The organism is Pandoraea bronchicola, from assembly GCF_902459805.1.
Taxonomy (GTDB): Bacteria; Pseudomonadota; Gammaproteobacteria; order Burkholderiales; family Burkholderiaceae; genus Pandoraea; species Pandoraea bronchicola.
This window is the reverse complement of record NZ_CABPST010000006.1, coordinates 164,480-189,828: the sequence shown is the minus strand read 5'-3', so window position 1 is coordinate 189,828 and position 25,349 is coordinate 164,480. Positions and strand designations below refer to the sequence as shown.

The window sequence follows — 25,349 nt, the reverse complement described above, 5'->3', positions numbered from 1 at the left end:
CCTCATCACTCTCAAGGAGACCCCCATGCGACTGACCCCTGACGAGCAGGCGATGCTCGACGGCACACAGGGCCCCGCCGTGCAGAAGGCGATGGATCTGCTGGTACGTTACGGTGAGGCGCTCGGCGCCGAGCGCCTCGTCGATACCAACAACGTTTGCGGCACGCTCGGTGCCACCACACCGTTTCTGCGCGACTTCGGCATGCGCGGCGGCGCGCTCGATCTCGACGCCGTGTTTTCCGAGTTCAACCTCGACAGTGCGGATGTCGTGACCGTGCCACGGATGAGGGCCTACAGCAGTCATCTCCAGCAAGGTTTCGATCCCGAGCACGCCGAGCGGCAAGGCATCGGGCCGGACATCGTCAAGTTGTACCGGGCAGGCGAAGCGTATGCGGGCCGGCTCGGCGTTCAGCCACTGCACACTTGCGCACCGTATCAGGTCGGTAACGTGCCGGTGCGCGGCGAGCACTGCGCGTGGATGGAGTCGTCAGCAGTGGTGTATATCAACGCCGTACTCGGTGCACGCAGTAACGCCGAAGGACGCGAGAGTGCAGGCGCCGCGATGGTCACCGGCAAGATTCCGTACTGGGGTCTGCACTTGACGGAGAACCGCCACGGCACGGACCTCATTCAGGTCGACGTGCCGATTGAGAACGTCTTCGAATGGGGACTGCTCGGCTATTACGTCGGCGAAGTGGTCTCTGAGGGCATTCCCGTCGTACAAGGCATTCAAGGGCCAGCGAACCTGCCGCGCCTCAAGCACTTCGGTGCGGCGGCGGCATCGTCGGGCGGTGTCGAGATGTATCACATCGTTGGCATGACGCCGGAAGCGCGGACGATCGACGAAGCATTCGGACCGCGCAAGCCGCGTCGGATGCTGCGTTACGGCGCCGCCGAACGGCGTCTCGCATACGAACGCGTGAACACGACAGCGCGCGACAGCGACGTCGACTTCGTGATGCTCGGCTGTCCGCACTACTCCATCGAACAGATCTGGGAGGTCTGCCAATTACTCGAGGGCCAGAAGGTGCATGAGAACACCGAGCTCTGGATCTTCACCCCGCGCGCAACACGTCAGTTGGCCGATCAGGCGGGCTACACACGAATCATCGAGTCGGCCGGTGCGCATCTCATGAGCGACACGTGTTCCGCACTCGGACGTGTCATGCCCAAGGGCACGCGAGTGGCGGCCGTCGATTCGGCCAAGCAAGCGCATTACCTGCCGGCCATCATGAACATTCAAGCCTGGTGCGGCACCACGGCCGAGTGCATTTCGGCCGCGCTCAACGGTCGCTGGACGGGAGCGCTGGCATGAACACCACGACACACATCGGACGGGAGAGCACTCCGTGCAGCACTACGCAGACCTTCGTGCTGTATGGCCGCCGCGTGGTCGGCGGCCGTGCCGAGGGCGAGGCGCTCGTCACGCGCGACCGGATCTCCGGGTGGGGTGGCATCGACCCGCGCACCGGCACGGTCATTGAAACGCGCCACGAACTTCGCGGCGTGAGCTTCGCGGGCAAGGTGCTGGTGTTCCCCGGCGCGAAGGGCTCGTCGGGATGGTCGAGCCAGTTTCATATCGCGCGGCTGACGGGCACCGCACCGATAGCCATGTTGTTCAACGAGATGACGACCAAGATGGCGCTGGGCGCCGTGGTCACACACGCCCCCGCGCTGACCGATTTTGACCGCGATCCGCTCACGCTCATCCAGACGGGCGACTGGGTGGTGGTCGATGCAGATCGCGGTGTGGTCGAAGTGACCCGGCGCGTCGCCACCGTCTGAGGATTGCCGTGCGATTCGCGACGACTCTCCCCTCCCGATTCGAGGATGGTCGTCGCCTCTTTTTATTCCTCTGACTTCCCTGACTTAGCTTTCACTGGAGATGCAATTGGACACCAATACTCGCGTGGTACGCCGCGCGACCCACACGCCCGCTTGGCACGTCGATGCCGACATCTGCATCGTGGGTGCCGGTATTTCCGGCACCTCGGCCGCGCTGGAAGCGGCAGCGCTTGGCCGCAAGGTCGTGCTCGTCGACAGCCTTCCCGCACTCGGCGGCCAGGCGGTCAATTCAATCATCGGCACCTTCTGTGGACTGTTCTCCAACGGCCCAAAGCGCTTTCAGGTCACACACGGCATCGCCGACGGCATTCTGCGCGACCTTGGCGCTCAAGGCGCGCTGCACTACAAGGAAGGCCCGCTCACCACCGTGGTGTTGTATGACGAAGTCGCGCTCTCACGCTGGATCGAGCAGAAGATTCTCGACGCGGGCATCACCGTGATTCTCGGCGCAGTCATTGGGCACGTGGCCACCGAGGGCCGCCGTGTGCAAAGGGTGACGCTCGCTACGCGATACGGCGACGTGCACGTCGATGCCAAGGGTTTTATCGACGCCAGCGGCGACGCAGCGCTCGCCTGGAACGCCGGACTGTCATGCCGTGAACCGGTCACGCCGGTGCACGGCACGCAAATGGTCGTGCTCGAAGGGCTCGACGAGACGAACGCACCGGCCCCGGCCGAGTTCAAGGAGCGCGTGGCGAGCCGCGCGAAAGCCTACGGTCTGGAGCGCAAGGACGGACTCGTCTTCTATTTCCGCGGCCGCAACATCGGCATCGCGAACATGACCCACATCGAAACACCACTGGAGCCGGTGGCCGCATCCCGGACGGCGCTGGTTGGACGCGATCAGGCAGACCGCGCCTTCGAATTCCTCAAGACGGAATACCCGGAGGTGTATCGCAACGCACGCATTCGCAGCTACGGACTGCCCGGGATCCGGCAAACGCGCTGGATCGTCGGTACCCATACGCTGACGGCGGACGAAGTAATTGCGGCAAAAGCATTCCCCGATGCGGTGACACGCACCTCCTGGCCTATCGAATTGCATGACCGTCCGGAAGGGTACGTGTGGCAACCGTTCGGCGACGACCATCTGCACACCGTGCCGCTGGGCAGCCTGCTTGCCGCCGACGCCGATAACGTAATTGCCGCTGGCCGCTGCATCGACGCCGACTCAAGCGCACTGTCCAGCGTGCGTGTGATGGGACCGTGTATTGCAATGGGCGCTGCGGCCGCTCACGCGCTTGATCTGGCTGATACGGGAAGCGTTCACGACATTGACCGCGCGGAGCTGCGCCGACGCATTGCCGATAACGTCGACCGGATCGATCCACCGCATTTGTCATGAACCGGCGCGAGCATCACTGCAGGACAACGTAACGACACTTGCCGGGAACGCACGCGATGGAAAGCGACGTCCCGGCTTCCTGAAGCCGACGCTCACGGGCGATTCGGCATATGGAGGAGACATGGCAACGCTGCAATCGATGGATATTTCGCGTCTTATCGACGCGCAAAAGCCCGGGCGCTTCGCATTTCTGACGATCTTCTGCGCCTGGATTCTGATGCTCACCGACGGGTACGAACTCACGGCCCTCGCCTATGCGGCGCCCTCGTTAGTGCGAGACTGGCAGATTCCACGCGCGGCGCTGGGCCCCGCCTTCGGCATCAACGTGTTCGGGATCATGGTCGGCTCGATCCTGTTTGGTTTTCTCGGCGATCGTTACGGACGAAAGCGCGCGCTGCTCTGGGGCACGGTCTGGTACGGCGTTCTCACACTGGTGACGGTGAAGGCAACCACCATCGACCATCTGCTGGTTCTGCGGTTTCTCGCCGGCATTGGCATCGGGGGCGCCGTCCCCAATGCGTTCGTGCTGATTTCGGAGTTCGCCCCCAAGCGCCTGCGCGCCACCTGGGTGACATTGATGTTCACCGGCTACACGCTCGGCGCCAGCCTCGGCGGTGCCGTCGCGGCGATGCTCGTCGGCCCGTACGGATGGCACGCCATCTTTCTGATCGGCGGTATCGCCCCGCTCGCGGTCGCCGCCGTGCTCGCTGTCGTGATGCCCGAGTCGCTGCGCTTTCTCGTCCTCAAAGGCTGGCGTCCGGCTGAGGTGGTGCGACTCGTGCGCCAGATCGATCCGGCGGCTAATGTGGACACGTCCACGCGCTTCTACGTGGGCGACGAACCCGCGCCGTCACCGTTCCGGTGGGCCATGCTGTTCCAAGGACGCTTGCGCACGCTCACGCCGGTACTGTGGCTCGCCTACATCGCCAACTCAATGGCCCTGTTTGCATTGCAGAACTGGCTGCCGATCCTGGTGGAAGCCGTGGGTGTGCCCGCCCGACAAGCCGCGTTGGTGTCAGCCATGCTCTCCATCGGCGGCACAGCAGGCGGCCTCGCCCTGATGCGCTTCATCGATCGCTACGGCGCCCGCATGATTGTGTTTCTGCCTCTCTTCGGGTGTCCGCTCGTTGCCCTGCTAGGCAGCGGCATGCCCGCCATGTTGCTGACCGCCGTCGTGTTTCTGGTCGGATTCTGCGTGGCCGGGACCCAGTCAGGTCTGAACGCCGTGGCACCGACCGTCTACCCCAGCACCATCCGGGGCAAAGGCACAGGTATCGCAATCGGCGTCGCGAAGGTCGGCTCCATCTCGGGGCCGATGATCGGCGGCCTGCTTCTCTCGCTCTCGCTACCGGTGTCGACCCTGTTCGTCGCGGCTGCCGTGCCGGTTGCCGTCGTCGTGTTGCTGGCGCTCGTGCTGGGACGCACAACACGCCGCGGCAACACAGACGAGAGCTTAGGGCAGCCTCCGGCATCGTCGCCGGCACCGGTCACCGCAAAAGGTTGACTTGAGCCGACCTGCCCCGCAACACGAGCGCCCCGCCCACCAAGGCACACAAGACACCGTCAACTCATTACAAGACATTCAGGAGACAACATGATCCAACGCCATTCGTGCGCAGGACGGCCCTTCTCGTCCTCGCGTTTGCGAAAACGCCGGTGCGTCCGTGCTTCGACCCGGGCTCTGCTGAGCGTTTCCCTCGCCCTTGCGGCACTACCCGCCCTCGCGCAAAGCTCGGTTCAGCTCTACGGCATCATCGACAATGGCATTGGCTATACCAACAACGTCGCGTCCGCGGTCGGGGCCAAAGGTGCGAGCCGCGTGGCGCTGGCCACCGGCTTCGGCAGCGGCGACCGCTTCGGCCTGACGGGCAGCGAAGATCTCGGCGACGGCAACAAGGCCATCTTCACGCTCGAGAACGGCTTCAGCGGCATCAACGGAACCCTCGGACAGGGCGGTCGCATGTTCGGCCGGCAAGCGTTTGCCGGCCTGTCGAACCCGCGCTGGGGCACGCTCACCTTCGGACGCCAGTACGAGTTCGGCTTCGTCTATCTGTCGCCGTTCGAATCGTGGACGCAGTTCGGCAGCATCTACGGCGCACACGTGGGCGACGTCGACAATACCTTCTCGACGTTCCGGTTGAACCAGTCCGTGAAGTACGAATACTCACCGATCGCAGGTCTTACGCTTGGCGCGCTGTATGCGTTCAGCAACCAAAGTGCGAGCGGCGGCAGCAACGGCTTTGCGAACAACCGTGCGCTCGGCCTTGGCATTCAGTATCAGCGCGGGCCGATCGGGGCGGCAGCGACCTTTCTGCATCTGAGCAATCCGTCGGCATCAGCGGCCACCTCAACCAATCCGGGCGGGGCTATCGGCGACGAATACACGCTGTCGACAAGCCTGTTCTATAACGCCGGCTTCGTTTCTCGTCAGGACGTCATCGGTGTCGCCGGCAGCTACAGCTTCGGTGACGCACGCGTGAGCGCGGTCTTCACCGACACGCGGCTTCGCTATCAGAACGGACAGGACATGCGCGTCGACAACTACGAAATCAATACGCGTTATCAGTTCTCACCTGCACTGTTCGCCGGCATCGGCTACATCTTCACCGATGCGTCAGGTTACACAGGCACCGGCGCGACGTCGTTTGCGTCGGGCACGCGCCCGCGCTGGCATCAGATCGATGCGGGAGCAGCGTACTACTTCTCGAAGCGCACCGACCTGCACGCCTCCGTGATCTACCAGCGGGCCGCCGGCGATGCGACGGTCGCAGCCATCAACGCGTTCGGCCCGGCAGGGGCAGGCGTGAAGAATCAGGTGGCCGTGCTCGCGGGCCTGCGTCACCGGTTCTGATCATGCGCGATATCCGCCGATACTGTGTCAGCGCTCCCGGAATCGGCGGGACTCGCATCGCCGGGTTACCTCACCTGCCTGAGTCAACGCCGCTCATCATCGTTGCGCCACCGGGATATCCATCGCGTTGCGTACGCGCAGACGGCTGCCGTATTGGCGGCAGTAAGCCGCATCGGGAGGGGAGAGAACGTATGGGACGATTGGCGAACCGATAAATAGGCTAGTATTGCGGCACTGTCGCCTACCGAGCGGCTAATCGACTGGAACGCCGGCCCCCATCCGGGGCGCGCGCGCAATGTGGTATGGAACTCGACGCCATTGATTTGAAGATTCTGCGGGAGCTGCAAGCCGACGCCCGCCTGACCAACGTGGAACTCGCCTCGCGGGTCAACCTTTCGCCGTCGCCTTGTCTGGCGCGCGTGAAAGCGCTCGAAGCGGCCGGTTACATCCGTCAGCGTGTGACGCTGCTCGACCCGTCGCGGCTTGGGCTGCATATCAACGTGTTCATCCACGTCACGCTCGAGAACCAGAACCGTGACGGACTCGACGCCTTCGAAGCCGCCGTCACCGCCCTGCCCAACGTGATGGAGTGTTACCTGATGTCGGGGGATGCCGACTATCTGCTGCGCGTCATGGTGAGCGATATGAGCGCTTATGAAACGTTGATCACCGACCGTCTCTCGCGCATTCCCGGCATCCGCAACATCCGCTCGAGCTTTGCGCTCAAGCAGGTCATGTACACCACGGCAGTCCCGGTGCCGGACACTTCCGGCAATGCCTGAGGCCGCCGCGGCCGGCAACCCCGCCACACCCGGCGTCGCCCTGCCCCCACGCGGCGGGGCCGGCCAGCAGATCGCGCTGCATGTCGCGGCGATGCTGTTCGGCGCCTCGGCGCTGTTCGGCGAGCACATCGCCGCGAGCAGCACCATGATCGTCTTCGGCCGCGGCCTCTTCTCATGGCTTGCGCTGAGTGTCATCGCCATCGCCGGGCTCGCGGGCGTGCGCGGTGCCGCGCGACTCTCGGGCGGGGCTCCCTGGCAAGGCCTATCGTGTGCATCAGCGTTGCGGCTCGTCGTGGCCGGTGTGCTGCTCGCCGTGCACTGGCTCGCCTTCTTTCTGGCGATCAAAGCGGGCGGCGTCGCCGTCGGCACGCTCGGCTTCGCATGCTTCCCGGCCTTCGTCATCCTGCTCGAATGGCCTTTGCGCCGTGAGCGTCCGACGCTTGGCGACGCCGGCGTCATCGGGCTCGTGTGCATTGGACTCGCCCTTGTCACACCGGCGTTCGACTGGCAAGCAGGTGCCACCGTCGGCCTCGCGTGGGGCGTGCTTTCCGGCGCCATCTACGCGGTCATCGCGTTGTCCAATCGCGTACTGGGCGCGCAAGCGTCGCCGTTGCAGGCCAGTTGGTGGCAGTGTCTTGGTATCCTGCTCGTACTCGGTCCGTTCGCATGGCGCGAGGCGCTCACGCTGCCCGCCCCGCAATGGGGATGGCTCGCTTGCCTCGGCATTGTCTGCACCGCACTGGCGTACACCCTCTTCATCCACGCGCTGCGCACGGTCAAGGCCAGTCAGGCAGCCGTCGTCATCGCCCTCGAGCCGGTCTATGCGATCGCCTTCGCGTGGGTGCTGTTCGGCACGTCGCCCACGCTCAAGATGGCGGTGGGCGGCGTATGCATCGTCGGGGCCGTGGCGTGGTCCGGGTCGATGCGCTCACGCCGCAGCCCTCACTGACGCGCGCCCGCCTCAGACGAACATGCCGCCCGATGCCTCGATGCGCTGGGCATTGATCCATCCCGTCTCGTCGGCCAGCAGCGCCGCCACCATGCCGCCGATGTCGTCGGCCTCACCCACGCGGCCCAGCGCCGTATTCGCCGCAATCATCTGATTGACGCCCTGGTTGTCGCGCACCGTGCCGCCGTTGAAATCCGTCGCGATGGCGCCCGGAGCAACCGTGTTGGCCCGGATGCCGCGCGTGCCCAACTCCTTTGCCAGATAACGCGAGAACACCTCGATGCCTCCCTTCATCATGGCGTAGGCCGACGCGCCCGGCAGCGAGAAGCGCGCCAGACCGCTCGACACATTCAGAATGCGACCGCCGTCTGCGATCAGCGGCAGCAACGCCTGTGTCAGGAAATACGGTCCCTTCAGATGGATACGCATCAGTTCATCGAACTGCGCTTGCGTCGTCTCGGCAAAGGCGCTGTGCAAGCCCGTGCCGGCATTGTTGAGCAGGAAGTCGAACGTATCGCGTTGCCAGACGTCGCCCAACACGCGCTTGATCTCGGCGGCAAACGCGGCGAACTGCGCCGCGTCCGAGACGTCGAGCGGCAAGGCGATGCCCTTCGCTCCCAACCGGACGATCTCGGCCACCACCGCGGCGGCCTCTGCACGCTGGCTGCGATAGGTGAGGATGACGTCGATACCGCGACGTGCGGCGGCGAGTGCCGAAGCACGGCCCAGGCCACGGCTGCCACCGGTAATGAGAACGATTTTTCGGGTCATGGTGATTTTCCTGAATGCTTAGGGTAATGCTCGCTGGCATCGCCCCGCTGAAGAATGGCGGCGGCCCCGCCTCATACGGGCCGCCTCGTCCCGCGTCTGCCGGCTTTCGCCTGCGCCGTTCGTCACGGCTGCTGACGGAGCGCTTCAGGGACTGCGGTATGTTCAACAGACTATTGCATCGAACTTCACCAATAAACCCATCGGTTTTGATTACACTGATCAAATTCAAATAACAATTGACCGGCCGATCGACGCGCCAGTCCTCTCTCTCGCCATGCATCAGCTCGACGCCATGCGCATCTTTGTGCGCGTTACGGAGACCGGCAGTTTCACGCAGGCCGCAGACAGTCTCGGTCTGCCGCGCGCCAGCGTTTCCAACGCCATCAAGCAACTCGAGACCAAATTGGGCACGCGGTTGCTGCATCGAACCACGCGACGCGTACAACTCACGCAGGATGGTCAGTCATGCCTCGAGCGATGCAAGGATCTGCTCACCGATATGGAGGAGTGGGAAACGATGTTCGTGGCGCGCGACGAAGCGCTCACCGGGCGCCTGCGCATCGATCTGCCCGCCACGCTCGCGCGCACGACCGTTATTCCGCAATTGCCCGCATTTTTGGCGCAGCATCCGGCACTGCGCGTGGAGCTATCGAGCACGGACCGGCGCGTGGACCTCGTGCGCGAAGGGTTCGACTGCGTCTTGCGCGTGGGCGCCATCGTCGATTCGACGCTGATCGCGCGGCCGCTCGGTCACATGCGTCAGATCAACGTGGCGAGCACGGCCTACCTCAAGCGTCACGGCGTGCCGCGCACGCTCGACGATCTGCGCACCCATCAGTTGATTCACTACGCGACGACGTTGGGCACTCGCCCGGCCGGTTGGGAATACTTCGATGGCGAGCGCTACACACAATGGCCGATGGAAGGCGTGCTGACGGTGAACAACGCCGACGCCTATCAGGCGGCGTGCGTCGCCGGGCTCGGGCTGATTCAGGCGCCCGAGAGCGGCGTTCGCGGCCTTCTGGCCGATGGCACGCTGCAGGAAGTGTTGCCGGAGTATCAGCCGGAGCCGCTGGCCGTCACGCTGCTCTATGCGAACCGGCGTCACCTGCCCCGGCGCGCACAAGCGTTCATGAACTGGCTCGCCGACTTGCTGACGCCTCGTTTGACGAAACCATGAGGACGGCGGGGCCGCGCCGCGCATCACGGCTTTTATAGGCCGCGCTCGACCATCGCCACGAGCCGCTGGCCCAGCGCGTCAACCTGATCGCCGGGCAGATCGCGCAGCGGGCCGTCGATCACCAGCACCGCCAATCCATGCACGGCGGCCCACGCCAGATACTCCGCGCCGGGCCGCTGCGCGGCGCTGATGATGCCGGCGCTCACCATGCCGTCGAGCGCCGCCCCCAGCAGTTGGAACGGATTGAGTCCGCTCGTGCCCGCCTTGTCTGGCGTTGCAGCCGAGCGCACGTTTTCCGACGGCGCAAACGCCGTACGAAACAGCCCCGGCTGCGCGCGCGCGAAGTGCAGGTAGCCAATACCGACGGCGCGCAAACCGGCACGCGCACGCGCGACGGCGTCGAGCGACGCCATCCCGGGCGCCGCCATCTCGTGTTCGATGGCCAGCGCCAGTTCAGCCAACGCCGCCGAGCGCACAGCGTCGAGCAAATCCTGACGATTCGCAAAGTGGCGATACGCCGCATTGGGCACAACCCCCGCGCGGCGCGTGGCCTCACGCAGGATCACGGCATCCGGCCCCCCATCGCGCGCGAGCGCAATTCCCGCTTCCAACAACGCCCGGCGCAGGTCGCCATGCCGATACGTCGTGCGTGCCGGCCCGGTCGTTGCGTCTTGTTCTGTCATGACAACTCCTTGTGGACAGTGTCCATTATGTCTGTTATTGTTTGTGTACACTGTCCACAAGGACAGGTTACAGTGCGGCATATCAGCGCAATACGCGAGGAGGCACTATGGTGGAGACGTATCCGGCACATGGCGGTGAAGCGGCCATTCGTGCGATCCATGCGGCATGGCTCGATGCCGTGCGCAACAAGAAGGTCGGCACATTGCTCGAACATTACGACCCCGATGTCGTGGTGTTCGACGTGATGCCACCCACCGAGCATCGCGGTCACGAGGCGTACCGACGTCTGCTCGAGGGTTGGTTCGGCCAGACGGCCGGGCCGATCCACTTCGAAGTCACGCAATGGCATCTCATGCACGCCGGCGATCTGGCGTTCAGCCACAGCGTGAATATCGTGCGCAACACCGGTCTTGACGGACAGACGCACGGCGCCACCGTGCGCGCGACGGTGGGCTATCGCAAGACACAAGGCCGTTGGCGTGTGGTGCATGAGCACGCCTCGGTGCCCATGAAACTGGCGCCGTAGCATTTCCCTGCCGGGGCGTCGTGATGCCCCCCCTTTTTGAGACATAGAGAGGAGCACTCCATGCAAGTCCATTCCTATTTGTTTTTCGAAGGTCGTTGCGAAGAAGCCATTGCGTTTTACGAGAAGACCCTGGGGGCGAAGCGCGGCATGCTGATGCGCTATGGCGAAAGCCCTGAAAGCTGTCCGGAGGGAATGCTCCCGCCGGGAAGCGAGAACAAGATCATGCACGGCGAATTCACCCTCGGCGAATCGATGGTAATGGCCTCCGACGGCATGGTGAGCGGCAAGCCCAAATTCGACGGCTTCTCGCTGTCGGTCGACTTTTCGGAAGTGGGTGCAGCCGAGAAAGCCTTCAACGCCCTCGCAGACGGCGGCGAAGTCAACATGGCGCTGGGCGAGACCTTCTTCGCGAAGACGTTCGGCATGGTCAGGGACCGCTTCGGCATGAACTGGATGGTGATCGTGCCGAAGGAGATGCCAAAGGGCTAAGGCATCGGCATGTGCCGGGCGCTGTCCCGGCCACGCCGATCTCCGCGGGCGGGCATTCGGGACTGACGGCAGCCCCGATGCCCGCCTTTCTATTGCCCGCACCACGTACCCAACAAGTTCCGCACGCCTGTGCTATCGTCGCCGCCATGCCATCCGTGATCTCAATCCAGAATCTGTCGAAGACGTACGCGACCGGCTTCCAGGCACTCAAGAACATCAACCTGGAAATCCAGCGCGGCGAGATCTTCGCTCTGCTCGGCCCGAACGGCGCCGGCAAAACGACCCTCATCAGCACCATCTGCGGCATCGTGCGTCCGACCTCGGGCACCGTGACCGTCGACGGTCACGACATCGTCACGGACTACCGTGCCGCGCGTGAAGCCATCGGCCTGGTGCCGCAGGAGCTGACCACCGACTCGTTCGAATCGGTGTGGGCCACCGTCTCTTTCTCGCGCGGCCTGTTCGGCAAGCCCGCGAATCCGGCGTACATCGAAAAGGTGCTGCGCTCGCTCTCGCTTTGGGAGAAAAAGGACAGCCGCATCATGCAGCTCTCGGGCGGCATGAAGCGGCGCGTGCTGATCGCCAAGGCACTCTCGCACGAGCCGCGCGTTCTGTTTCTCGACGAGCCCACTGCGGGTGTCGACGTCGAGCTGCGCCGCGATATGTGGCGTCTCGTGCAATCGCTGCGCGAGACCGGCGTGACGGTGATTCTCACCACGCACTACATCGAAGAGGCCGAGGAAATGGCCGACCGCGTCGGCATCATCACCGGCGGCGAGATCACACTCGTGCAGGAAAAAACCGAACTGATGCGCCACATGGGCAGCAAGCGTCTCGCGCTGCAACTGGCCGAGCCACTGTCTGCCGTGCCCGACTCGCTCGCCAGCTACGGCCTCGCGCTCGGCAACAACGGCACCGAACTTGTCTTCACCTACGACGCCAATATCGAGCAGACCTCTATTGCCACGCTGCTGCGCGACATGGAGCGGGCCGGTATCTCGGTGAAGGATCTGCACACGACGCAAAGCTCGCTCGAAGACATCTTCGTCTCGCTCGTGCATAAAAAAGAAGGATGAGCCGCGCCATGAATTTCTATGCCGTCAGGGCGATCTACAACTTCGAGATGGCCCGCACGCGTCGCACGCTGATGCAGAGCATCATCTCCCCCGTCATCTCGACGTCGCTGTACTTCGTGGTGTTCGGTGCGGCCATTGGTTCGCGTATTCCCGAGATCGAGGGCGTGCCGTACGGCGCGTTCATTGTGCCGGGCCTCATCATGCTCTCGCTGCTCACGCAGAGTGTGACGAATGCCTCGTTCGGCATCTATTTCCCGCGATTTACCGGCACGATCTACGAGGTGCTCTCCGCGCCCGTGTCGTATATGGAGATCGTGGTGGCGTATGTGGGCGCGGCGGCGACCAAGTCGATCATTCTCGGTGTCATCATGCTCGGCACCGCAGCGCTGTTCGTGCCACTACGCATCGAGCATCCGCTGTGGATGGTGCTGTTTCTGGTGCTCACCGCCGTGACGTTCAGTCTGCTCGGATTCATCATCGGCATCTGGGCCGATGGATTCGAGAAGTTGCAACTGGTGCCGCTGCTTATCATCACGCCGCTCACGTTCCTCGGCGGCAGCTTCTACTCGACGAGCATCCTGCCGCCGTTCTGGCGCACGGTCACGCTGTTCAACCCGGTCGTGTATCTCATCAGCGGTTTTCGCTGGAGCTTCTACGGGTTGGCGGACGTCAGCGTCGGCGTCAGTCTGGGCATGACGCTCGTGTTCCTCACCGTCTTCCTCGCCATCGTCGCGTGGATGTTCAAGACGGGCTACCGCCTCAAGAACTGACGTCTCATGCCGGACGGCGAGCCGTCCGGCACATCCTCCTCTGCAGCCCGGCCGTCCGGCTCAGATCGGCGGCGTTTCGCGGAATGCCGGCAACGCTTCGGCTTGCGCAGAAAACTTGGCGAGTTCCGGGAATTCAGTGCTGAAATCGATTTCCGGCACCATCAATTGATGAAAGCGCCACGCCACGGCAATCGTCACACCGTGCTCACCGATCTGATCCGGCGTCGCCAGAACCGGCACCTGCGCCAGCTCGAGTTCCAACGCGTAAAACGCCGCTTTCAGTTGATGGCGCACCCGATCCGTCCACGGCGTGTGGCGCTTCTCGCTCGGGCGCAACTCGCGCTCGTACACCAGTTGCACCGACTTCTCGCATGCCGCCAGCGCCAGCCCCGTGAGGCGCAACGCGCGCAGATGTTCGACAGGATCGATGGGCACGAGCCGCCGCGCCGGATCGACCAGCGTCTCGACGTATTGCAGGATGAGGGTCGAGTCCATGAGCACCGTGCCGCCATCGGTCACGAGTGTCGGAGCCTTCACCACCGGGTTGATCGCCGCGAATTCGTCGAACGTTCGAAACACGGACAGCGAGCGATGTTCGTATTGCAGCCCCAGCAACTTCAGGCAAATCGCCGTGCGGCGCACGTACGGGGAATCCAGCATTCCAATCAATTGCATGTCTCGCTCCTGTGAACGGCAGTCGCTGCCGGTGCTCGTGTGATCGTTCGGTGTCGCCGTTTGACGGGCGAAGCCCGCATGGGCACTAGCATAGCGGACACCCGATACCTCGCAAATCGAATTCGATTGCGGCTTGCTGTGAATTCCGCTCACAAGCGGACGTGTGGCGCGGCGGCGTGCCGGGAACCCGCCGCACGGCACTCGGTCGCCTGCGAGTGCGCCGCATGACAGGTAAAATGTGCGGCATGGCCGACTCGACAGGGAGACATTTCATGAACATCCTGATGGTTCTGACCTCGCACGACCGCCTTGGCGACACGGGCAAGAAGACCGGCTTCTGGCTCGAAGAATTCGCCGCGCCCTACTATGTGTTCATCGATGAAGGGCTCGATGTCACGCTGGCCTCGCCCGCCGGTGGCCAGCCGCCGCTCGATCCCAAGAGCGACGAGCCCGATGCGCAGACCGACGCGACACGGCGCTTTCGCGAAGACCCCGATGCCCAGAAGGCGCTCGCCAACACCCTCCGGCTGGCCGACGTCAACGCCGCCGATTACGATGCCCTCTTTTATCCCGGCGGCCATGGCCCGCTCTGGGATCTGGCGCAAGACCCGAACTCCATCCATCTGATCGAATCCTTCGAGCGCGCCGGCAAGCCGATCGGCTTCGTCTGCCACGCGCCGGGGGTGCTGCGACAGGTGCGCAACGAGAACGGCGAGCCACTGGTGCGCGGCCGTCACGTGACAGGTTTCACCAACGACGAAGAGGCAGCGGTCGGCCTCACCGATGTGGTGCCGTTCCTCGTCGAGGACGAACTCAAGCGCCTTGGCGGTCTGTATGAGAAGGCCGGCCGCTGGCAGTCGCACGTGATCGGCGACGGACGGCTCGTGACGGGCCAGAATCCGGCCTCGTCCGAAGCGGCGGCGCGCAGCGTGCTCGCGATGATGGAGCCTCGTCTGCCATGAATTCGCGGGCATCCTGCGTCGATGTGCGGCGTCTTGTGCCAAGCGATGCCATGGCATTTCAGGCGCTGCGTCTCGCCGGTCTGCAGGCACACCCCGAGGCTTTCGGATCGACCTACGATGAAGAGAAGGACTGGCCGGTCGAACGCGTGCGTGAATGGCTGGTGGCGCCTACCGATGCCGGTGTCTTCGGCGCGTTCGAGAACGAACGGCTGATTGGCGTGCTGGGCCTCGGACGTATGCAGCGCACGAACTTCGCACACGTCGGCTTTCTGTGGGGGATGTACGTGTCGGCGGACGCGACGGGACGCGGCGTCGGGCGTGCACTGGTCGAAGCGGCGCTCGCCCTCGCGCGTTCGCAGCCCGGCCTGCGTCACGTCACCTTGCAGGTGAGTGCCGCGAATCGCCCGGCCATCGCGCTGTATCAATCGTTCGGATTCGTCGAGATCGGCCGGGAGCCCGACGCCATGCGTATCGGCAACGGCTTTCAGGACGAACTGCGCATGTATCTGCCCATCGCCACACGCTAACGCGCGGGAACCTACGGGTTCCCGCGCAGCTTGACATCGCGCCGCTCAGATCTTTTCCATCTCGAATGGGCCGAGATAATCCTTCTTGCCGACTTCCACACCTTGCGCACGCAAGATGTCGTGCGTGGTCGTCACGTGGAAATAGAAATTCGGTAGCGCGAACTTGAACAGATAGTCGACCGCGTCCATCGTGGTCTGATATTCCTTGAATTTCAGCGTGATCTGGCGCGACTCGGCGCCGTCGAACCGATCTTCGAGAATGCCGGCGATAAACGCCTCGGTGTTGGCGATGCGATCGCGCAGTTGGTCGAAGGTCGTCTCGTTGTCTTCGAACGCCGGCGACTCCGCGCCCGTGAGCCGTGCCACGGCAAACTTCGCCGTATCGCTGACTCGTTGCACCTGCGCGACGAAGTCGAGCATGTCAGGGGCCAGCTTCGCTTTCAGAATCGTTTGCGGATCGACCGACTTCGCTTCGCAGTGGGCGCGAGCCTTTTTGATGTAGTCGGCCATGACGGTCAGGCCGCGCAGATAGACGGGGATGGTGGCGCGATAGAGGGAAATCGACATCATGAGGCTCCTGGGGGGGACGGTGTTGCGGGGGACGCGCACATGTCGCGCGAACACACATGCTATCAGTGCCGGAACATTCTCGCCGTGTACCGGGCGGATGACGGAAAGCCGATCGGACCGTGCGTCTGGCGTAAATGCGCGAAGCATTCACTGCAGGCCTCGCACCCCGGGCATCCCGCTGCTGGCCGCGCTGGCCGCGCTGGCCGTCATGGGGCAATGATATGCTCCGTCAGCGCTCGCGGCCGTTTCCCGCAGGCGCGAGACCCGCAACGGAAGTCGTCAGAGGAGCCACCATGGGTACGCCCCGTCACATCCCCACGCCGACCGAGGCCGCCACGCTCGCCCGTGCCTGGGTGAGCTATTTCTCCAAACCGGCCGCCGTCGGCATGGCGCTCGCGTTCGTGGCGGGCTACATCGATGTCGTGGGCTTCATTGCACTGTTCGGGCTCTTCACCGCGCACGTGACCGGCAACTTTGTGATGATCGGCGTGCAATTGGTCGCCAGCACTCACGTCGGCGTGCTGGCCAAGCTGCTGGCGCTGCCCGTGTTCGTCGTCTTCGTCGCCATGGTGAAGCTGGTCGTGCAGGGCTTCTCCCGTACCGAGCGCCGGCCATTACGCCTGTTGCTCGCGGTACAGACGCTGCTGCTGCTCGGCTTCATGATCGTGGGAATGGCAGCACAGCCCATCGTCTCGGCCGATGCGCCGCTCGCAATTCTGTCTGGCATGTTCGGCGTAGCCGCCCTCGCCATTCAGAACGCCGTCGGACGCCTCGTGCTCGCCGACCTCGCTCCGACCACGATCATGACCGGCAACACCACGCAAATCGTGATCGACATGGTCGAGTTGGCAAGCGGCAATTGCGGCGACGACAAGGCCGCACGCGCCCGTCTGCGCAAGATGATCCCGGCGCTGGCCGCGTTTGCCGTCGGGGCCGTTTTCGGCGGCTTCGCATATCACGGCACGGGCTTCTGGTGCGTGATGCTGCCCGTCGTACTGCTTGTCGCGCTGGCGGTGGCGAACGAATGACTCGTCGACGCGCGCGGCACTTCCCTCGCTACGCAATTCGGCAATCGCGTACGGGCCTCTGCCGGACGCGGTAAAATTGCGCCTTTCGCGAGCGCATGCCCCGACGTGCCTCGCACATGCCGTGCCAAACCGCGCCATTCTGCGCCATTCTGCGCCATTGCGCGCCATATCGCTCACATCCCCCAAGCACCGATTTCCGACAGTGACCTCTACCGATCTTCCTCCGACCGACGACACCTCCGACAACACCGATGCCATCCACGAAGACCGCCTTTGGCGCGACGACGGATGGACGGCGAAGGTCGTCAAGAACGAAGAAGACGATGGCTGGGCCGTCGCCATGTACCGTGACGGTGAATCGGAACCGGCGCTCGTCGGTCCGTGGACGATGGGCCGCGACAAGAAGAATCCGAAGCCGCTCGACGTCAACGCGTTCCACACTCTCGTGAAGACGGCGGACGAAGTGCTGCGTCGTCACGAGCAGCAATTGCACGCGCAGTTGCACAAGCGGGTAAGCGTCGATGGTCCTGATGGCGACATCGACGTCACGCTAGATATCGTGCCCGACGACTACGACCCTTACGCCATGTTGAGCGCCACCGACCGCTTCGGCGAAACACTGGCATCGGTCAAGGTACCGCCCACATTCAAGCTCTCGCGCAACAGCGCCCGAGCGTGGGTCGAGAACGATTTCCAGCGTCCCCAGTAAGCGCCCGCTCACGGCGTTCACTGCGCGTTTTCCCGGGCGCCTTTTCCTCGGCTTCCCCGACACCTCGGCGGTGCATCCCCGGCACCGCCCCGGTCGGCAACCTGCCATCCAGTTACGCCGGATACCGGGATAACCTGCCGTCTGGCTGCGCTTCCTGAGGTCACATACGATGGGCCCGGTCGATGCTATCGACCTCATCGCCCCGCCCGCTCGTTCGACTCGCGAGCGGGCACTCACATTGTCCTGTGGCGATGCGTTGCCAGCCCCACGTCAGGAGACCCCATGAAACGCTTTCACATTGCGCTCGCCGTGCGCGATCTCGACGAATCCATTCAGGACTATTCGGTCCGTCTCGGTCAACCGCCTGCGGCCGTCGTACCCGGTGCGTACGCCATGTGGCGCACCGATCTGCTGAACTTCTCGATCAACCAGTCACCCGCGCGCGCCGGCGAGCTGCGGCACATCGGCTTCGAAGACGACGACGCCCCCGAGTACGCCAGCAGCACCGATTGCAACGGCCTGCTGTGGGAAGCGTTCTCCGCGCAAGAGCAGGACCGTCGCATAGTGAGCACTTACGGGGTCGCCGTTCGCGGGGCCTAGCGCAGAGTCCTCTGCCCCGCTGCCGCCACCACGGCAGCGTGCGGGGATGGACTTACGCCGGGACTTCGTCCGACTCGTCGGCAACCGGGCCGAAGCCCGGCAGCGGACGCTGCCAACGCTGCGCAATGAACACCCCGACAAGCGCCACACCGCCGCCGATCAGATGGAAGGTGTGCAAGCGCTCACCCAGCAACACCACCGCAATCGCCGCCGTCATGACGGGCAGCACGTTGATGAACATGCTGCAGCGATTCGGCCCGAGGTGACGAATACCCTGAATCCAGAGGATCGGCAGCAGGATCGATGCCCCCAGCCCCGCATACAGCACCAGCGGCACCGTGGCGGCATTGAGCTGCGCCTGACCGGCGGGCACGAGAGCGAGCATCGGGATCATCGTCACGAGTGCCGCCCAGGCCTGCACGTAAGTCGACTGCGCGGGGGGCACGGCCACATGCCAGCGTCGCAGCAATACGCTGTACAGCCCGTAGGATGCCGACGCGATCAACATGAGCACATCGCCCAGGTGCACACCGCCGTCGAGCAACTGCGACGGATGCCCCTGCCCGATCAGATAGACCAGCCCTGCCAGTGACAGCAGACCGCCGACGAGCATGCCGAGCGTTGGCGGCTCGCGCAGCAGCACAACACTCCACAGCAACGTGAGCAGTGGCGCGAGTGCCGTCACGATGGCCATGTTCGTCGCCGTCGTGCTGTGCGCCGCCAGATACGACAAGCTCTGATAAAACGACATACTCAGAAAGCCGAGGAAACCCAGTTTGGCCAGCTGCGGGCGAATGTGCGCCCAGTTGCGCGCCAGCGGACGAATGACGAATGGCGTCATGACGGCAAGCGCCAGCACCAGCCGGTAGAACGTGATGGCCGACGGCGCGATGGTCGTGGCCGAGAGCTTCGAGACGATGACATTGCCGGCCCACAACAGCATGGCGCCGAGCGGATACAGGAAGTACCCCATGACGATTTTCCGCAAGGATGAAAAGGAAGCGTTATCGTCGGGCACGCCACAATGGGGTGTCTCACGCTAAAATTCCAGAACCTGCCTCAAAAAGGACATTTGTGAATTCCGCCCGCCCGCCTGGGAATACTCGTCTGACCGACCATCTTCGCTTCGAAAATACGTCGATGCCGATGGCGGCGATGGCGGTCGATTACGCGCACAACGAGTTCATCGCCTCGCACTCCCATCGCCGCGCACAACTGCTTTACGCCATCGAAGGCGTGATGATCATCGCGTCGGCATCGGGCCGCTGGGTGGTCCCGCCCACGCGCGGCGTCTGGCTCGCCGCCGGGCTGGAACATACGGTCCAGATGAGCGGCAACGTCAAGATGCGCACCGTATTCGTCGAGCCCGGCACGGAGCCGCTGCCCGACGAGAGTTGTGTGGTGGAGATCACGCCCCTCATGCGCGAGCTGATTCTCGCGGCCATTCATGTGCCGACCGACTACGCGAGCGACTCGCGCGATGCGCGCCTCATGCGCCTGTTGCTCGACGAACTGATTGCATTGCCGGTCCTTCCGCTGTATCTGCCATGGCCGCGAGATACGCGTTTGGCACGCATATGCGACCGTCTGATGCAAACGCCGGACGACGGCGCGACCATCGACGACTGGGCGCGCGACGCCGGTCTGTCAGCGAAGACTTTCCAACGACGCTTTGCCCGGGAGACCGGCATGACGTTCGGCCGCTGGCGTCAGCAGGCGCGTTTGCTGCAAGCGCTGGAAGCACTCGCGCGCGGTGAGAAAATCGTGAATGTCGCGCTCGATCACGGCTATGCGAGCCAAAGCGCGTTTGCCGCCATGTTCAAGCGGCATTTCGGCGTGCCGCCATCGGCGTTTTACCGATAGTGCAGCGGCAGGTTATCGATACCGCCGCGAATTCGAAGGAGACAGCACCATGCATTACCTGCTCACTTACGACCTGGTCGACGATTATCTCGAACGTCGTGGAGCGTACCGCGACGCCCATCTGGCACTTGCATGGCAGGCCGCCGATCGTGGCGAGCTGGTACTCGCGGGTGCGCTGGAGTCCCCCGTCGACACGGCGGCATTGCTCTTCGAAGGCGAATCGCCCGCAGCAGCAGAAGCGTTCGCGAAAAGCGATCCGTACGTCGTGAATGGGCTGGTCAAAGCGTGGCGCGTGCGGCCGTGGAAGACCGTCGTGGGTAAGACGGCGAGTTCGCCGGTGCGCTAAACGTAATTGGCGCGATGAGCCCGATGACCCCAGCGTTGTGCGCGGCGTGCGCGGCGCGGGATACCGCCTACCGCACGACAGCGAGGAATAACTCCGACGCAGAAAAAACAAAACGCGCTTGGCGGTTAAACCAAGCGCGTTTGTCGACAACCGATTTTACGTCGTGTTTTCGGACATTTCCGAGAATCACGCCGATGAATCTGGCGTCCCCTAGGGGATTCGAACCCCTGTACTCACCGTGAAAGGGTGATGTCCTAGGCCTCTAGACGAAGGGGACATAAAGTCTTCCGTTTTGGTGGAGGTAAGCGGGATCGAACCGCTGACCTCTTGCATGCCATGCAAGCGCTCTCCCAGCTGAGCTATACCCCCGTACGGCGAAGAAACGAGACTATAGCGCGATTTTCGAAGGTTGGGAAGCCCCCGACCGAAAAATATTCGACGCCGCTGGCCCTCACTGGCTCAGGCCGCGCGCCTCGATGGGCCACAGTCCCTCGACACGCCCATGGCGTACCGCCACATACCGGTCATAGAGATTCACGGTCGGATCGCAATGCCCGGGCACGAGCAGGATCGGCTCACCGAGCCAGGGTGTGCTGTCCTCGCCGGGCGACGCCAGTTCGAGCACGCCATGCTCGTCGGATGCGGTGCGGTAATGCGGCTTGCCCGCTTGCTGCGACGACCAGAAGCGCGGCAGCCCCGAATCCGTCGCCACGCTCTTGAGCCCGGCGTCGCACACGATGATGCCGGCGCGCGCCGTGCTCATGACGGTCGACGCGAGAAACAGGCCATGACGAAAGCGCCAGTCGTCGCGCCATTCGAGCGAGCCGTAATGGCCGTCGAGAAACACATACGAGCCAGGTTGAATCTCCGTGTAGACACCGCTCTCGATATCGAACTCGGCCGTGCCAGTGCCGCCACCGGTCACCACCGGGCAGGCAATCCCGCGCGCCTCCAGAAAGCGCACATAGGCTGACGCACGATCGGCCGCAAGCCGCGCCGTGTCGCGGCGCTTGTCCCAGCTATCGATGTGTTGCGCGCTGCCGTGATACGCCTGCAACCCGCCAAAGCGAAGCCCTTCGTAGTGATCGATCGCGTCGACCAGTTGGGCAACGGCGTCCGTCGAATCGACGCCGCAACGCCCCTGCCCCACGTCCACTTCGGGCAGCACCGCGATACGCACACCGGCGCGCTGCGCCGCCTTGCCGAGCGGCGCCACCTGACGCACATCGTCCACGCAGACGGACAATGCGACGCGCGACGCCATCTCCACGACCAGCGCCACACGGGCCTCGCCCACGAACTCGTTGCTGATGTGGATGTTGCCGATCCCGGCATTGACGAAAGGAATCGCTTCCGTGACCTTCTGGCAGCAGATACCGACAGCGCCCGCCGCCATCTGTGCCCGCGCAATCGTGACGCACTTGTGCGCCTTGGCGTGCGGACGCACCGCGACACCCCGCGCCGCTGCGGCGCTCGCCATGCGGGCGACGTTCGCGTCGAAGGCATCGAGATCGAGCAGCAAGGAGGGCGTTGCCACCTGGGCGAGCGAATCGCCCACGCGCGCGACCGGAGGTATCACGATGTTGGCAGACGTCGAAATCGTACTGAGTGAATCGGGCATCACAATCCCCTGAAAGGCGCTTGCAGAAAAACGGCGGCCATCAGGCAGGCAGCGCGCGGGCCAGCACACAGGCGACGTGAAGCGCTTGCGTGTTCGCACCATCGTGAATCTGATGCCGGCAACTGGTGCCGTCGGCAACCACGATGGCGTTCTCCTGGCGTTGCCGGATCGCCGGCAACAGTGTCAGCTCGGACATGGCGCGAGAGGTGTCGTAGTGCTCCGCCTCGTAACCGAAACTGCCCGCCATGCCGCAGCATGACGACTCGATCGATGATACCTTCAGCCCCGGCACCCAACCAAGCACAGCCGTCACGGGTGAGTAGGCGTCGAATGCTTTCTGATGACAGTGTCCGTGCACGAGTGCCTCGCTCACGCCTTCGGGCAGGGCCTGCCACGCCACATCGAAACGCCCGGCCGCCTTCTCGCGAACCAGAAATTCCTCAAAAAGAAACGCGTTTTCCGCCACCTTGCGGGCCGCATCGCCAAAGCCGTAGCCAAGCACTTCGTCACGCAGCGACAGCAGACACGACGGCTCCAGCCCCACAATCGGCACACCACGCTCGACGAACGGCATTACAGCGTCGAGCAAACGTCGCGCCTCCGCCTTCGCTTCGTCCACCAGGCCCGCCGCGAGGAACGTGCGCCCGCAGCACAACGGACGCTCGCCCGCGCGCTGATTCACGTGAACGGTATATCCCGCGGCTTCGAGCACACGCTTTGCAGCGCGCGCATTCTCCGGCTCCATGTAGTTGTTGAATGTGTCGACGAAGAGCAGCACCTGACGCCGCCCGGCGGCCTCCGGCATCGGCACAGCGGCGAGCGGCATCTGACGCCCGAGGAAAGACGGCTTCAACGCCGGCACCGAGCGTTCCAGCGCCAGACCGAGCCAGCGCTTCGCCGCGTTGCTGCCCGGCAGGCGCTGCGCCGCATCGAGCCAACCGCCCACGCGGCTGGCCCACGGCGCATAGCGCGGCAGGTACGCGATCAGCTTGTCGCGCAACGACACGCCGTGGCGCTTGGCCCGCGCATGACGCGCCTCGATCTTCAAGCGCGCCATGTCGATGCCCGTCGGACAGTCGCGCTTGCAACCCTTGCACGACACGCACAGGTCGAGCGCCGCCTTGACGTCGTCGCTCGCGAGCCCTTCGTCGCCCAGTTGCCCCGAGACCGCCAGACGCAGCGTATTCGCCCGACCCCGCGTCACATGTTGTTCATCGCGGGTCACGCGATAGCTCGGGCACATCGTGCCGGCATCGAACTTGCGGCAATGCCCATTGTTGTTGCACATCTCGACCGCCGAAGCGAGGCCGTGCGTGGCGTCGGTGCCGGTATCGGGCGCGGTCTGCTCGCCGCTCAGGGCGTCGCGCTTCACGTTCCATGCCGTCCAGTCCAGCGCAGGCGTGATCGGCTTGGCCGCATAGCCCGGCGCGAAGCGGAACAGCTCACGCGTATCCATTTTCGGCGGACGCACCATCTTGTCCGGATTGAAACGGTTCTGCGGATCGAACAGTTGCTTGATCTCGCCAAACGCGGCGTTGATGCGCGGCCCGTATTGCCAGGCCACCCACTCGCCGCGGCACAGTCCGTCGCCGTGCTCCCCCGAATACGCGCCCTTGTATTCGCGCACGAGCGCCGCCGCCTCTTCGGCGATGGCGCGCATCTTCACCGCCCCGTCGCGACGCATATCCAGAATCGGCCGGACGTGCAGCGTGCCCACGCTTGCGTGCGCATACCAGGTGCCCTCGGTGCCGTTGCGATGGAACACTTCGGTCAGCCGCCGCGTGTACTGCGCGAGATGCTCCAGCGGCACGGCGCAGTCTTCGATGAACGACACCGGCTTGCCGTCGCCCTTCATGCTCATCATGATGTTCAGGCCGGCCTTGCGCACTTCCCAAAGCGCTTTCTGCGGCCCGGCTTCCGGCATCTTCACCACACTGCCGGGCAGTCCGAGATCTCCCATGAGCGTGGCGAGATCGTCAAGCTTCGCGCGCAGCGCGCCGGCGTCGTCGCCCGCGAACTCCACGAGCAAAATCGCTTGCGGATCGCCGACGAGCGCCTTTTCGATCACGGGGCGGAATGCCGCGTTGTCCATCGCCAGATCGATCATCGTGCGATCGACCAGTTCCACCGCCACCGGCCCCAGCTTGACGATGTGCTGCGTGAGATCCATCGCCTGATAGAACGTGGGGAAGTTCACCACGCCCAGCGTCTTGTGCACGGGCAGCGGCACCAGCTTGAGCGTGATCTGACGGCTGTATGCCAGCGTGCCCTCCGAGCCGACCAGCAGATGCGACAGATTGGCCACGCCATCGTCCGTGTACGCACGCGGATTGAGACAGTCGAACAGATCGAGGTTGTAACCTGCCACGCGTCGCAGCACGCGCGGCACCCGTTCGCGCAGTTCGTCGCGCTCGCGCACGGCGATCTCATGAACGCGCGCGAGAATCGCCTGAGTGCGGACATCAGCAGGCGGCGTATGCAGCGAGCCGAAGTGCAGTTGCGCGCCGTCGGCCAGCACCGCGTCGATGGACAGCACGTTGTGCACCATGTTGCCGTACTCGAGCGAGCGCGAGCCGCATGAGTTGTTGCCCGTCATGCCGCCAATGGTGCATTGCGCCGCCGTCGATACGTCCACCGGAAACCACAGGCCGTGCGGCTTGAGCCAGGCGTTCAGGTGATCGAGCACGATGCCCGGCTCGACGGTGACGGTGCGCGCCTCGGCGTCGAACGCCACCACGCGGTTAAGCCACTTGCTGTTGTCGATGACGAGCGCCTCGCCGATGGTCTGGCCGCACTGACTCGTGCCGGCGCCGCGGGCGAGCACCGGCACCTGCTGATCACGTGCGATGTCCAGGGCGCGGATCAGGTCATCCTGATCGCGCGGCACCACCACGCCGATCGGAAAGATCTGATAGATCGACGCGTCGGTCGCATAACGGCCGCGACTCGCACGGTCAAAGCGCACGTCGCCCCGCATCTCGCGACGCAGACGGTCCTGCAACGGCGTGAGGGCCACCCCGCCGCGCTGCATCGGCATCAGATGCACGGGTTGGCTGACGAGGTTGGCGTGGGGCGTCTCGCGGGAGTTCGATTGGGAATTCATGACGTTGCTGGCGTTGAGCTGGCAGGGCCGCTGCGCGGGCTGAAAATCCGGCGAACGTGCAGCATGCCCGGCAGGGG

The 25,349-nt window shown here is 64.1% G+C and carries 26 protein-coding genes and 2 tRNA genes; 19 read left to right on the top strand and 9 right to left on the bottom strand.

The window, feature by feature from the left end:
- Nucleotides 1-25 precede the first annotated feature (25 nt).
- From PBR20603_RS13950 to PBR20603_RS13920, 7 genes are all read left to right on the top strand, one after another.
- Entirely contained in the window at nt 26-1,315 is a 1,290-nt protein-coding gene (locus PBR20603_RS13950; protein ID WP_150560110.1) for an aconitase X, read from the top strand.
- Complete coding sequence (locus PBR20603_RS13945) at nt 1,312-1,785, top strand: aconitase X swivel domain-containing protein (RefSeq protein ID WP_150560109.1); 474 nt, start codon at nt 1,312-1,314, stop codon at nt 1,783-1,785. Before PBR20603_RS13950 ends, PBR20603_RS13945 begins: the two co-directional genes overlap by 4 nt.
- Before the next feature lie 100 nt (nt 1,786-1,885).
- Entirely contained in the window at nt 1,886-3,190 is a 1,305-nt protein-coding gene (locus PBR20603_RS13940) for an FAD-dependent oxidoreductase (RefSeq protein ID WP_150560108.1), read from the top strand.
- Nucleotides 3,191-3,311: 121 nt separating this feature from the next.
- A complete protein-coding gene (locus tag PBR20603_RS13935; protein ID WP_150560107.1) occupies nt 3,312-4,694 on the top strand; it encodes an MFS transporter in 1,383 nt (460 codons plus the stop codon).
- Nucleotides 4,695-4,784: 90 nt separating this feature from the next.
- Nucleotides 4,785-6,041: a porin gene (locus PBR20603_RS13930; RefSeq protein ID WP_150560106.1), complete on the top strand. Its 1,257-nt coding sequence runs from the start codon at nt 4,785-4,787 to the stop codon at nt 6,039-6,041.
- A 302-nt stretch (nt 6,042-6,343) separates the two neighbouring features.
- A complete protein-coding gene (locus tag PBR20603_RS13925) occupies nt 6,344-6,823 on the top strand; it encodes an Lrp/AsnC family transcriptional regulator (RefSeq protein WP_150560105.1) in 480 nt (159 codons plus the stop codon).
- The gene (locus PBR20603_RS13920; protein WP_150560104.1) at nt 6,816-7,772 is read left to right on the top strand and encodes a DMT family transporter; all 957 of its coding nucleotides are present in this window, start codon (nt 6,816-6,818) and stop codon (nt 7,770-7,772) included. Before PBR20603_RS13925 ends, PBR20603_RS13920 begins: the two co-directional genes overlap by 8 nt.
- A 12-nt stretch (nt 7,773-7,784) precedes the next feature.
- Here PBR20603_RS13920 and PBR20603_RS13915 read toward each other — a convergent pair whose 3' ends face one another.
- The gene (locus PBR20603_RS13915) at nt 7,785-8,543 is read right to left on the bottom strand and encodes an SDR family NAD(P)-dependent oxidoreductase (protein WP_150560103.1); all 759 of its coding nucleotides are present in this window, start codon (nt 8,541-8,543) and stop codon (nt 7,785-7,787) included.
- Between the two features lie 274 nt (nt 8,544-8,817).
- Between PBR20603_RS13915 and PBR20603_RS13910 the strand changes: the two genes are divergently transcribed.
- Complete coding sequence (locus PBR20603_RS13910; RefSeq protein ID WP_150560102.1) at nt 8,818-9,723, top strand: LysR family transcriptional regulator; 906 nt, start codon at nt 8,818-8,820, stop codon at nt 9,721-9,723.
- A gap of 32 nt (nt 9,724-9,755) precedes the next feature.
- Here PBR20603_RS13910 and PBR20603_RS13905 read toward each other — a convergent pair whose 3' ends face one another.
- Entirely contained in the window at nt 9,756-10,406 is a 651-nt protein-coding gene (locus PBR20603_RS13905; RefSeq protein WP_150560101.1) for a TetR/AcrR family transcriptional regulator, read from the bottom strand.
- A 107-nt stretch (nt 10,407-10,513) separates the two neighbouring features.
- Between PBR20603_RS13905 and PBR20603_RS13900 the strand changes: the two genes are divergently transcribed.
- From PBR20603_RS13900 to PBR20603_RS13885, 4 genes are all read left to right on the top strand, one after another.
- A complete protein-coding gene (locus PBR20603_RS13900) occupies nt 10,514-10,933 on the top strand; it encodes a YybH family protein (RefSeq protein ID WP_150560100.1) in 420 nt (139 codons plus the stop codon).
- 60 nt (nt 10,934-10,993) lie between these two features.
- Nucleotides 10,994-11,422, top strand: a complete 429-nt coding sequence (locus tag PBR20603_RS13895; protein ID WP_150560099.1) for a VOC family protein — start codon at nt 10,994-10,996, stop codon at nt 11,420-11,422.
- Nucleotides 11,423-11,568: 146 nt separating this feature from the next.
- Nucleotides 11,569-12,498 (top strand): ABC transporter ATP-binding protein, encoded by a 930-nt coding sequence (locus PBR20603_RS13890; RefSeq protein ID WP_150560098.1) that lies wholly within the window; start codon nt 11,569-11,571, stop codon nt 12,496-12,498.
- Nucleotides 12,499-12,506: 8 nt separating this feature from the next.
- Nucleotides 12,507-13,268: an ABC transporter permease gene (locus PBR20603_RS13885; protein ID WP_150560097.1), complete on the top strand. Its 762-nt coding sequence runs from the start codon at nt 12,507-12,509 to the stop codon at nt 13,266-13,268.
- Between the two features lie 60 nt (nt 13,269-13,328).
- Here the strand turns inward: PBR20603_RS13885 and PBR20603_RS13880 are convergent, their stop codons facing one another.
- Nucleotides 13,329-13,943: a glutathione S-transferase gene (locus PBR20603_RS13880; protein WP_150560096.1), complete on the bottom strand. Its 615-nt coding sequence runs from the start codon at nt 13,941-13,943 to the stop codon at nt 13,329-13,331.
- Between the two features lie 272 nt (nt 13,944-14,215).
- On the opposite strand from PBR20603_RS13880, the gene PBR20603_RS13875 reads away from it, so the two are divergent.
- Nucleotides 14,216-14,905 carry a type 1 glutamine amidotransferase domain-containing protein gene (locus PBR20603_RS13875; protein WP_150560095.1) on the top strand — a complete coding sequence of 230 codons (690 nt, stop codon included), beginning with the start codon at nt 14,216-14,218 and terminating at the stop codon, nt 14,903-14,905.
- A complete protein-coding gene (locus PBR20603_RS13870) occupies nt 14,902-15,432 on the top strand; it encodes a GNAT family N-acetyltransferase (RefSeq protein ID WP_150560094.1) in 531 nt (176 codons plus the stop codon). The genes PBR20603_RS13875 and PBR20603_RS13870 overlap by 4 nt, the downstream gene beginning before the upstream one ends.
- Before the next feature lie 45 nt (nt 15,433-15,477).
- Here the strand turns inward: PBR20603_RS13870 and PBR20603_RS13865 are convergent, their stop codons facing one another.
- Nucleotides 15,478-16,002, bottom strand: a complete 525-nt coding sequence (locus tag PBR20603_RS13865; RefSeq protein ID WP_343041938.1) for a DUF1993 domain-containing protein — start codon at nt 16,000-16,002, stop codon at nt 15,478-15,480.
- A 293-nt stretch (nt 16,003-16,295) separates the two neighbouring features.
- On the opposite strand from PBR20603_RS13865, the gene PBR20603_RS13860 reads away from it, so the two are divergent.
- From PBR20603_RS13860 to PBR20603_RS13850, 3 genes are all read left to right on the top strand, one after another.
- Nucleotides 16,296-17,030 (top strand): YoaK family protein, encoded by a 735-nt coding sequence (locus PBR20603_RS13860; protein ID WP_150560093.1) that lies wholly within the window; start codon nt 16,296-16,298, stop codon nt 17,028-17,030.
- 202 nt (nt 17,031-17,232) lie between these two features.
- Nucleotides 17,233-17,739 (top strand): hypothetical protein, encoded by a 507-nt coding sequence (locus PBR20603_RS13855; protein ID WP_150560092.1) that lies wholly within the window; start codon nt 17,233-17,235, stop codon nt 17,737-17,739.
- A 282-nt stretch (nt 17,740-18,021) separates the two neighbouring features.
- Nucleotides 18,022-18,339, top strand: coding sequence for a VOC family protein (locus PBR20603_RS13850; protein WP_150560091.1), 318 nt, complete (start codon nt 18,022-18,024; stop codon nt 18,337-18,339).
- A 52-nt stretch (nt 18,340-18,391) separates the two neighbouring features.
- On the opposite strand, the gene PBR20603_RS13845 is transcribed toward PBR20603_RS13850, so the two are convergent.
- Entirely contained in the window at nt 18,392-19,312 is a 921-nt protein-coding gene (locus PBR20603_RS13845) for a DMT family transporter (RefSeq protein ID WP_150560090.1), read from the bottom strand.
- 167 nt (nt 19,313-19,479) lie between these two features.
- On the opposite strand from PBR20603_RS13845, the gene PBR20603_RS13840 reads away from it, so the two are divergent.
- Both PBR20603_RS13840 and PBR20603_RS13835 read left to right on the top strand, forming a co-directional pair.
- The gene (locus PBR20603_RS13840; protein WP_150560169.1) at nt 19,480-20,202 is read left to right on the top strand and encodes an AraC family transcriptional regulator; all 723 of its coding nucleotides are present in this window, start codon (nt 19,480-19,482) and stop codon (nt 20,200-20,202) included.
- A 49-nt stretch (nt 20,203-20,251) separates the two neighbouring features.
- Complete coding sequence (locus PBR20603_RS13835) at nt 20,252-20,548, top strand: YciI-like protein (protein WP_150560089.1); 297 nt, start codon at nt 20,252-20,254, stop codon at nt 20,546-20,548.
- A gap of 201 nt (nt 20,549-20,749) precedes the next feature.
- On the opposite strand, the gene PBR20603_RS13830 is transcribed toward PBR20603_RS13835, so the two are convergent.
- The 4 genes from PBR20603_RS13830 to PBR20603_RS13815 all read right to left on the bottom strand — a co-directional run bounded on the left by PBR20603_RS13830 (nt 20,750) and on the right by PBR20603_RS13815 (nt 25,272).
- Nucleotides 20,750-20,825: transfer RNA gene (locus tag PBR20603_RS13830), tRNA-Glu, on the bottom strand.
- Nucleotides 20,826-20,841: 16 nt separating this feature from the next.
- Nucleotides 20,842-20,917, bottom strand: a tRNA-Ala gene (locus tag PBR20603_RS13825).
- 82 nt (nt 20,918-20,999) lie between these two features.
- A complete protein-coding gene (locus PBR20603_RS13820; protein WP_150560088.1) occupies nt 21,000-22,169 on the bottom strand; it encodes a DSD1 family PLP-dependent enzyme in 1,170 nt (389 codons plus the stop codon).
- Between the two features lie 40 nt (nt 22,170-22,209).
- A complete protein-coding gene (locus tag PBR20603_RS13815; RefSeq protein ID WP_150560087.1) occupies nt 22,210-25,272 on the bottom strand; it encodes an FAD-binding and (Fe-S)-binding domain-containing protein in 3,063 nt (1,020 codons plus the stop codon).
- Nucleotides 25,273-25,349: the final 77 nt, after the last annotated feature.

Bases quoted from the DNA above. Each gene is read 5' to 3' on its own strand.
- PBR20603_RS13950 (WP_150560110.1), top strand. From the start codon at position 26: ATGCGACTGACCCCTGACGAGCAGGCGATGCTCGACGGCACACAGGGC.
- PBR20603_RS13945 (WP_150560109.1), top strand. From the start codon at position 1,312: ATGAACACCACGACACACATCGGACGGGAGAGCACTCCGTGCAGCACT.
- PBR20603_RS13940 (WP_150560108.1), top strand. From the start codon at position 1,886: ATGCAATTGGACACCAATACTCGCGTGGTACGCCGCGCGACCCACACG.
- PBR20603_RS13935 (WP_150560107.1), top strand. From the start codon at position 3,312: ATGGCAACGCTGCAATCGATGGATATTTCGCGTCTTATCGACGCGCAA.
- PBR20603_RS13930 (WP_150560106.1), top strand. From the start codon at position 4,785: ATGATCCAACGCCATTCGTGCGCAGGACGGCCCTTCTCGTCCTCGCGT.
- PBR20603_RS13925 (WP_150560105.1), top strand. From the start codon at position 6,344: ATGGAACTCGACGCCATTGATTTGAAGATTCTGCGGGAGCTGCAAGCC.
- PBR20603_RS13920 (WP_150560104.1), top strand. From the start codon at position 6,816: ATGCCTGAGGCCGCCGCGGCCGGCAACCCCGCCACACCCGGCGTCGCC.
- PBR20603_RS13915 (WP_150560103.1), bottom strand. From the start codon at position 8,543: ATGACCCGAAAAATCGTTCTCATTACCGGTGGCAGCCGTGGCCTGGGC.
- PBR20603_RS13910 (WP_150560102.1), top strand. From the start codon at position 8,818: ATGCATCAGCTCGACGCCATGCGCATCTTTGTGCGCGTTACGGAGACC.
- PBR20603_RS13905 (WP_150560101.1), bottom strand. From the start codon at position 10,406: ATGACAGAACAAGACGCAACGACCGGGCCGGCACGCACGACGTATCGG.
- PBR20603_RS13900 (WP_150560100.1), top strand. From the start codon at position 10,514: ATGGTGGAGACGTATCCGGCACATGGCGGTGAAGCGGCCATTCGTGCG.
- PBR20603_RS13895 (WP_150560099.1), top strand. From the start codon at position 10,994: ATGCAAGTCCATTCCTATTTGTTTTTCGAAGGTCGTTGCGAAGAAGCC.
- PBR20603_RS13890 (WP_150560098.1), top strand. From the start codon at position 11,569: ATGCCATCCGTGATCTCAATCCAGAATCTGTCGAAGACGTACGCGACC.
- PBR20603_RS13885 (WP_150560097.1), top strand. From the start codon at position 12,507: ATGAATTTCTATGCCGTCAGGGCGATCTACAACTTCGAGATGGCCCGC.
- PBR20603_RS13880 (WP_150560096.1), bottom strand. From the start codon at position 13,943: ATGCAATTGATTGGAATGCTGGATTCCCCGTACGTGCGCCGCACGGCG.
- PBR20603_RS13875 (WP_150560095.1), top strand. From the start codon at position 14,216: ATGAACATCCTGATGGTTCTGACCTCGCACGACCGCCTTGGCGACACG.
- PBR20603_RS13870 (WP_150560094.1), top strand. From the start codon at position 14,902: ATGAATTCGCGGGCATCCTGCGTCGATGTGCGGCGTCTTGTGCCAAGC.
- PBR20603_RS13865 (WP_343041938.1), bottom strand. From the start codon at position 16,002: ATGATGTCGATTTCCCTCTATCGCGCCACCATCCCCGTCTATCTGCGC.
- PBR20603_RS13860 (WP_150560093.1), top strand. From the start codon at position 16,296: ATGGGTACGCCCCGTCACATCCCCACGCCGACCGAGGCCGCCACGCTC.
- PBR20603_RS13850 (WP_150560091.1), top strand. From the start codon at position 18,022: ATGAAACGCTTTCACATTGCGCTCGCCGTGCGCGATCTCGACGAATCC.
- PBR20603_RS13845 (WP_150560090.1), bottom strand. From the start codon at position 19,312: ATGGGGTACTTCCTGTATCCGCTCGGCGCCATGCTGTTGTGGGCCGGC.
- PBR20603_RS13840 (WP_150560169.1), top strand. From the start codon at position 19,480: ATGCCGATGGCGGCGATGGCGGTCGATTACGCGCACAACGAGTTCATC.
- PBR20603_RS13835 (WP_150560089.1), top strand. From the start codon at position 20,252: ATGCATTACCTGCTCACTTACGACCTGGTCGACGATTATCTCGAACGT.
- PBR20603_RS13820 (WP_150560088.1), bottom strand. From the start codon at position 22,169: ATGCCCGATTCACTCAGTACGATTTCGACGTCTGCCAACATCGTGATA.
- PBR20603_RS13815 (WP_150560087.1), bottom strand. From the start codon at position 25,272: ATGAATTCCCAATCGAACTCCCGCGAGACGCCCCACGCCAACCTCGTC.